At 59.1% G+C, this 6,379-nt stretch carries 8 protein-coding genes; 4 read left to right on the top strand and 4 right to left on the bottom strand.

Annotated elements, in window-relative coordinates; translation table 11 throughout:
- The first annotated feature begins 2 nt into the window (after positions 1-2).
- The gene (locus AC2LD7_RS21700; RefSeq protein ID WP_484599686.1) at positions 3-1,112 is read left to right on the top strand and encodes a hypothetical protein; all 1,110 of its coding nucleotides are present in this window, start codon (positions 3-5) and stop codon (positions 1,110-1,112) included.
- Between the two features lie 22 nt (positions 1,113-1,134).
- Here the strand turns inward: AC2LD7_RS21700 and merR are convergent, their stop codons facing one another.
- On the bottom strand, positions 1,135-1,542 hold the full coding sequence (gene merR / locus AC2LD7_RS21695; protein ID WP_484599685.1) for an Hg(II)-responsive transcriptional regulator: 408 nt from the start codon (positions 1,540-1,542) through the stop codon (positions 1,135-1,137).
- 71 nt (positions 1,543-1,613) lie between these two features.
- On the opposite strand from merR, the gene merT reads away from it, so the two are divergent.
- The 3 genes from merT to merA are packed head-to-tail and all read left to right on the top strand — an operon-like array spanning position 1,614 to position 3,956.
- A complete protein-coding gene (merT, locus tag AC2LD7_RS21690; protein WP_484599684.1) occupies positions 1,614-1,964 on the top strand; it encodes a mercuric ion transporter MerT in 351 nt (116 codons plus the stop codon).
- An 11-nt stretch (positions 1,965-1,975) separates the two neighbouring features.
- Positions 1,976-2,254 (top strand): mercury resistance system periplasmic binding protein MerP, encoded by a 279-nt coding sequence (gene merP / locus AC2LD7_RS21685; RefSeq protein ID WP_484599683.1) that lies wholly within the window; start codon positions 1,976-1,978, stop codon positions 2,252-2,254.
- A gap of 10 nt (positions 2,255-2,264) precedes the next feature.
- The gene (gene merA, locus AC2LD7_RS21680; RefSeq protein ID WP_484599682.1) at positions 2,265-3,956 is read left to right on the top strand and encodes a mercury(II) reductase; all 1,692 of its coding nucleotides are present in this window, start codon (positions 2,265-2,267) and stop codon (positions 3,954-3,956) included.
- A 168-nt stretch (positions 3,957-4,124) separates the two neighbouring features.
- Here the strand turns inward: merA and AC2LD7_RS21675 are convergent, their stop codons facing one another.
- The 3 genes from AC2LD7_RS21675 to AC2LD7_RS21665 form a co-directional block, all read right to left on the bottom strand.
- On the bottom strand, positions 4,125-4,454 hold the full coding sequence (locus AC2LD7_RS21675; RefSeq protein WP_484599681.1) for a four-helix bundle copper-binding protein: 330 nt from the start codon (positions 4,452-4,454) through the stop codon (positions 4,125-4,127).
- Positions 4,455-4,901: 447 nt separating this feature from the next.
- Positions 4,902-5,705, bottom strand: coding sequence for a c-type cytochrome (locus AC2LD7_RS21670; RefSeq protein WP_484599680.1), 804 nt, complete (start codon positions 5,703-5,705; stop codon positions 4,902-4,904).
- A gap of 9 nt (positions 5,706-5,714) precedes the next feature.
- The coding region (locus AC2LD7_RS21665) for a copper resistance protein B (RefSeq protein ID WP_484599679.1) at positions 5,715-6,379 on the bottom strand (665 nt) is incomplete at its 5' end.

The following is a 6,379-nucleotide window of genomic DNA, read 5'->3' as shown; positions in this document are numbered from 1 at the left end:
GTGTGGTCATCTTGGATGAAAGCCCACAAGCCCAATACCTGTACCCGGAGTTTCTCCTCTTTCAGCGGTTATTCGAGTCAGCAGGAATCGACTGCATAATCGCAGACCCAGCTGATCTGGCCTTTCACAACGATTGCCTCTTGATCGACGGAAAGCCTGTGGATCTCGTCTACAACCGACTCACCGATTTCTATCTGGAGGGCGATAATTGCAGCGCGCTGCGGAGCGCTTATTTAACTGATGCCGTGACGGTAACGCCACACCCTCAGGCCTATGTCATATATGCCGACAAACGCAGGCTGGTCGACCTAACCAACGCAAGTTTGTTGGAAGCGATTGGCGTTGATCCTCAGACCCGAGCCGCATTGGCCCAGTACGTCCCGCTTACGGTCCCTGTCGAGCAACGCAATGCAGAGCACCTCTGGAAAAACCGCCGCAGCCTCTTTTTCAAACCTGTCAGCGGGTATGGCAGTCGCGGTGCGTACCGAGGAGACAAGCTCACCAAGCGCGTGTGGGAAGAAATCGTTGGCGGAAACTACGTGGCCCAGTCCCTCCTAGCTCCTGGCGAGCGTAGAACTGTCGCGGACCCTCAGATACGTCCAATGAAGTTTGACCTACGCACGTACGCTTATGCTGGCAAGGTGCAGTGGAACGCTGCCAGGGTTTACCAAGGACAGACGACCAACTTCCGAACGGAAGGGGGCGGTTTCGCTCCGGTGTTTACCTTGGGCGAGGAAGAGGAGCGAGCTCACGCCACGGAGCGAAGGCCGCACGCCTCGTTCACCTTCTTGCTCGACGAAGCGGGCGCCGTAGAGGAGCTGCCGCACCCGCTGTATATGGCGTTGGTCCGAGCCGAAAGGCCTACCTCAAAGCTTGCCGGTAAGAGATTCCGATTGGCGGACTGGTACGTGGCAATGGAAGAAGGCAGACCGTCCAAAGTAATTAAGGAATGGTACGGTTGGGTTGCGTTCGACGCAGATGGCAGTTATCACCCGGAAGCCGGTTCGCCGAAAAACGGCGAGTCGGATAATGCCGGCAAGGTAGATACGACCGCCCTCCCGACGCCCGAGGAACATGATCGAATCGAGGGGATGTTATTCAAAAAAGTGTGACTGCGTGATCTCCCGCGCGCCGTCAGCAACAGTACAACGCCGCGATCAATGGACAGGAAACATTCTCCTGATGTGCGTTGCACTCACCTACCAGCTTCGCCAGTGCCGCTTCCATCCGCTTGAGGTGCGCCAGGCGCTGGCGCACGTCGGCCAGGCGCAGAGCGGCAAGCTCGGCCGCCTCGCTGCAATGGGTACCGTCCTCGAGCGTCAGCAACTGGCCGACTTCACCCAGGCTGAACCCCAGACGCTGGGCTGATTTCACGAACTTTATCCGCGCCACGTCCTCCTGCCCATAGCGGCGAATGCTCCCATGTGGCCGCTCCGGTACGGGCAGCAGGCCCTTGCACTGATAAAAGCGGATCGTCTCCACATTGACTCCGGCGGCCTTGGCAAAGGCGCCGACGGTCAGGCTTTTCAGATGGTTCTCCACGGCGCTTGACTCCGTACTTGACTACGGAAGTAACGTTACATCATCAATCGAAGCCCAGAAAGGAGTACGTCATGTCGGAACCCCAGAGCGGTCGCGGCGCACTGGCGACCAGCGGAGTTGCGGCCGTCCTCGCCTCGGCCTGCTGCCTCGCGCCCCTCGTCCTGGTCGCGCTTGGCTTTTCGGGCGCCTGGATCGGCAACCTGGCCGTGCTGGAGCCGTACCGGCCAATCTTCATCGGCGCGGCGCTTATCGCGCTGTTCTTCGCCTGGCGCAGCATCTTTCGACCGGCCCATGCCTGCAAGCCGAGCGATGTGTGTGGCTTGCCCCAGGTGCGGACGACCTACAAGCTGATCTTCTGGATCGTGTCCGCCCTGGTGCTGGTTGCCCTTGGTTTTCCGTACGTGCTGCCGCTGTTCTATTGAAAGGAATTGCCATGAAGAAACTCGCTGCCCTCATCACTCTAGCCGCCACCCTAAGCGCGCCTGCTTGGGGCGCCACCAAAACCGTCACGCTAACCGTGCCCGGCATGACCTGTGCGGCCTGCCCAATCATCGTCAAGAAAGCCCTCACAAAGGTAAACGGTGTACAGAAGGCCGAAGTCAGTTACGAGAAGCGCGAAGCCGTTGTCAGCTTCGACGATGCGAAAATCAATGCGGGCGCATTGACCAAGGCCATCGAGAACGCTGGCTACTCCAGTACCGTAACGCAGTGAGGTCGAGATTATGTTTGAGGCAATTTCCCTTGACGTTGAAGGCATGACCTGCACGTCATGCGCCGAGCGCGTCCAGCAAGCCCTAACAAACGTGCCCGGCGTGCGCTCTGCCTCAATGTCCTATCCGCGCAAACGGGCCGAGATTGAGGCGGATGCAGGCATGAGCCCGGACCCGCTGATCTCAGCCGTCACCGCACTCGGCTACAGCGCAAAGGTTGCCGGCCCGCAGGGGTTGCCCGCCAGCGGTCTGTTGGGCAAGGCGCTCAGCAGGCCGAATAGCGGAACAATTCGCGCCAGTGACGAGCCAGCGCTGCATGTGGCGGTGATCGGCAGCGGCGGCGCGGCAATGGCCGCGGCGTTAAAGGCCGTTGAGCTTGGCGCGCGTGTGACGCTCATCGAGCGCGGCACCATCGGCGGCACCTGCGTCAACGTTGGCTGCGTGCCCTCCAAAATCATGATCCGCGCCGCGCACATCGCTCATATACGTCGCGAAAGTCCGTTCGATGAAGGGCTGTCTGCCTTAGCGCCCGCCGTACTGCGCGAGCGGCTGTTGGCCCAACAGCAAGGCCGCGTCGATGAGCTGCGCCAGGCCAAGTACGAAGACATCCTGGCGAGTACCCCGGCCATCACCGTGCTGCACGGAGAGGCCCGCTTCAAGGACTCATGCACGCTGACCGTGGCAACCGCTGACGGCGGTATGAGCGAGGTGGGCTTCGACCGTTGCCTGATTTCCACGGGCGCTAGCTCCGCGATCCCGCCGATTCCCGGGTTGAAGGACACGCCGTATTGGACCTCCACCGAGGCGTTGGCCAGCGACACGATCCCGAAGCGCCTGGCCGTCATCGGCTCATCTGTAGTCGCACTTGAGCTCGCGCAAGCCTTTGCCCGCCTGGGCAGCCAAGTCAGTATCCTGGCGCGCAGCACATTGTTCTTCCGCGAGGATCCGGCCATCGGTGAAGCCATGACAGACGCCTTCCGCGAAGAAGGCATCAAGGTCTTGGAACATACACAGGCGAGCCAGATCGGCTATGCGGATGGGCAATTTGAGCTCACCACAGAGCACGGAGAGCTGCGTGTCGACAAGCTGCTGATCGCCACCGGCCGCACGCCGAACACGCGCAGCCTGAACCTCTCGGCGGTCGGCGTTCAGTTCAACGCGCAAGGCGCCATCTGGATCGACCAAGCAATGCGAACGAGCACACCGCACATCTTTGCTGCCGGCGACTGCACCAACCAGCCGCAGCTCGTCTATGTGGCGGCAGCTGCCGGTACGCGCGCCGCGATCAACATGACCGGCGGTGACGCAGGCCTGGACCTGGCGGCCATGCCGGCAGTAGTGTTCACCGAACCACAAGTGGCTACCGTGGGCTACAGCGAAGCCGAAGCGCACCACGACGGCATTGAAACCGACAGCCGCACCCTCTCGCTAGACAACGTGCCGAGAGCGCTCGCCAACTTCGATACTCGCGGCTTCATCAAGTTAGTTGTCGAGGTCGGTACGGGCCGGCTGATTGGTGCGCAGATCGTCGCACCGGAGGCGGGCGAAGTGATCCAGACAGCGGCGCTCGCGGTCCGCCACCGGATGACGGTGCAGGAACTGGCCGACCAGTTATTTCCCTACCTGACTATGGTCGAAGGACTGAAGCTCGCGGCACAAACCTTCAGCAAAGACGTAAAGCAATTGTCCTGCTGCGCCGGATGACCAGCAGGCGGGCAGGCGCAGATTTTCTACCAGCCTCTTGCTTTTTGCGCGTGTTGGCGCCGTAGATGGCAGCGATGCTCGTTTCGTTAATATCATGGACGCGATTTTTATTCGAGCCGCTCTGGCGCCATCAAATCGGCTGCTCCAGAGCGGTGGATTAGAGGACTGTTATGCCGCCATACGCTCACATTCCTCAGCGCACTTCATGCACGCCTTGGCGCACTCTTGGCAGTGAGTCATTTGATGTTTCCCGCACTCTTCTCCGCAGGCACGGCAAACCTTGGCGCAAAGGGCACAAAGCTCTTTAGCATACTCACTCTCGCGGCTCATCAAGGTGGCAGCCAGCGTACAGATGTCCGCGCAGTCACGGTCAAGCTCGATGCATCGAGCCATCATTTTCACATCATCCTCACGTAGGCAAGCAGAAGCGCAGGTTTCGCATGCCAGGGCACAGTTCGAACAAGCTTGAATGCAGGAAGCGAACATTGAATGGGTCATTGCGTTCTCCAGGGTTCGATAGTTGTATGTCGTTGTGGCCTGTTAGGCGGATAGCCTCATCAGCGTTTCAGCAGGCACGGAAGTACGACAAGTCCTGGTCAAACCCGTTTCGACCAGTTTCGTTACAATGCTGTCAGGTTCGCCCCGGTGCCAGGTGTATTCGGGAGGGCACTACGGATCCGCCAATGATCCAAACTGCTTGTTAGTCTGGCCGGCTTCGCTAGTCTGTTCTGGAGGCTCGGAGCGATATGGCATATGGCATAGCGCCCTGTCGCCACGACAGGGAGCTTTCATTGGGGGAGCGGCCGGAGTGAAAGCCGTTTGACTACGTCAATTACCAGCCGCGCAGGCTAACGCCAAGCGTAAAGAAGCAGTAGCGAAGCCCGCGAATGCTGAGCCTCGTCTTAAGAGGCTTGGTCAGAACCACGTTGGCACAAATGCCGACTATTAGTGGTCGTGTTGCTTCCCGTCTGCATGCACATTCGAAGCGGACTTACCGTCCGCCTCGGCACTGTCACCAGCATTGCCGGGCTGATCGCCCTGGGGCTCGTCGGAAGCATGAGGGTCATCGCTTTCCTTATCACCATGATGACCGGAACCTGATTGGCCGGTTGCTCCACCTGAGCTGCCAGAGTCATGGTGATCCGAGCTGCCATTGTCATCCTGGTGACTGTCTTCGGAGGCCATGTCCCCATGTTCTTCGCCGCGCCCAGCCGGGGTCTCCCCACCACCATGCTGGTGACCACCACTAGACGCAGCGAGCGCTCGATACGCCTCTTCATCTAGATCCGGAAGTTTTTGCAGAAAAGCCACCATTTCCCAAATGTACGGATCCGCCATGCTTTTACCCCAAGCGGGCATCCCCGATGCCTTGATGCCGTGCTTGATGACCCAAAATGTCTCCGCTGGGTCATCATGGTTCCCTGTTTCGGCCAGGTTGGGTGGCGCGGGATAAAGCCCATTGCTTAGCTCGGTCTCAGCCTTGCCTGGCGCCAAATGGCAACCCGCACACATTGAATCGTAATTCCCCGCCCCGGCACGGATCTGGTCTTCATCGTCGAGTGATGGTACGGCTATATCGTCGGAGCGAACCTCAATCGAGCGATTGCGAGCCGTTTCCAACAAAGCGTACACCGCTCCCGTATGAGGCTCATCCGCGGCAACATTTATGACTCCCGAAAAAACCACTCCGGCCACAATCAACAGGCCTAGTGCGCAGAAGGCAACGAAGCTAATAATCATTCGTTTCATTGAAAATCCTTAGAACCACATCCGAATGCCGGCAACGAATCGCGCTTCGTCTTCATCACTCACGATATCGGCGGTATTGCCGTACGCCCGGTTCCAGGTGACCCCAATGTACGGCGCGAACTCACGAACGATTTCGTACCGCAGGCGTAACCCCACCTCTGTGTTTGCCAGGCCAGCGCCTACTCCGCGTGCTGGGTCGTCCTTGCCGTAGAAGTTGATCTCGGCAGTCGGTTGGAGGATCAATCGGTTGGTGAGGAGAAAATCGTAGTCACCTTCCAAGCGGGCTGCTGTCTGGCCACCTTCACCAATAAAGGCGGTGGCTTCCGCCTCAAACTCATACAGGGCCATCCCCTGGAGGCCGAAGGCTGCCCACGTTTGCGGCGACTCGGGCTTGAAATCCTGGCGAACCCCTGCCACCACATCCCACCATGGGCTGATGGCATGTCCGAAGAGTGCCTGGATCTCCGCGTCTTCGGTAACCCCATTGGTTCGTTCGCCTTCCGAGCGAAACCATAACCGATTGATATCATTACCCACCCAGCCAGTAGCGTCCCAACTGAGAGTGCTACCTTCATCTGCATTCTGGTACTCAAGCTGATCTAGCAGAAGGAACCAGGCGAGATACTTGTCATGGACCGTATGACCCTGAAGACCAGGGAAAGCCGCTTCTCTAT

It is taken from the genome of Stutzerimonas sp., assembly GCF_982611455.1.
This window is presented reverse-complemented; position numbering and strand designations above follow the sequence as displayed.

Bases quoted from the DNA above. Each gene is read 5' to 3' on its own strand.
- merP (WP_484599683.1), top strand. From the start codon at position 1,976: ATGAAGAAACTCGCTGCCCTCATCACTCTAGCCGCCACCCTAAGCGCG.
- merT (WP_484599684.1), top strand. From the start codon at position 1,614: ATGTCGGAACCCCAGAGCGGTCGCGGCGCACTGGCGACCAGCGGAGTT.
- AC2LD7_RS21675 (WP_484599681.1), bottom strand. From the start codon at position 4,454: ATGACCCATTCAATGTTCGCTTCCTGCATTCAAGCTTGTTCGAACTGT.
- AC2LD7_RS21670 (WP_484599680.1), bottom strand. From the start codon at position 5,705: ATGAAACGAATGATTATTAGCTTCGTTGCCTTCTGCGCACTAGGCCTG.
- merA (WP_484599682.1), top strand. From the start codon at position 2,265: ATGTTTGAGGCAATTTCCCTTGACGTTGAAGGCATGACCTGCACGTCA.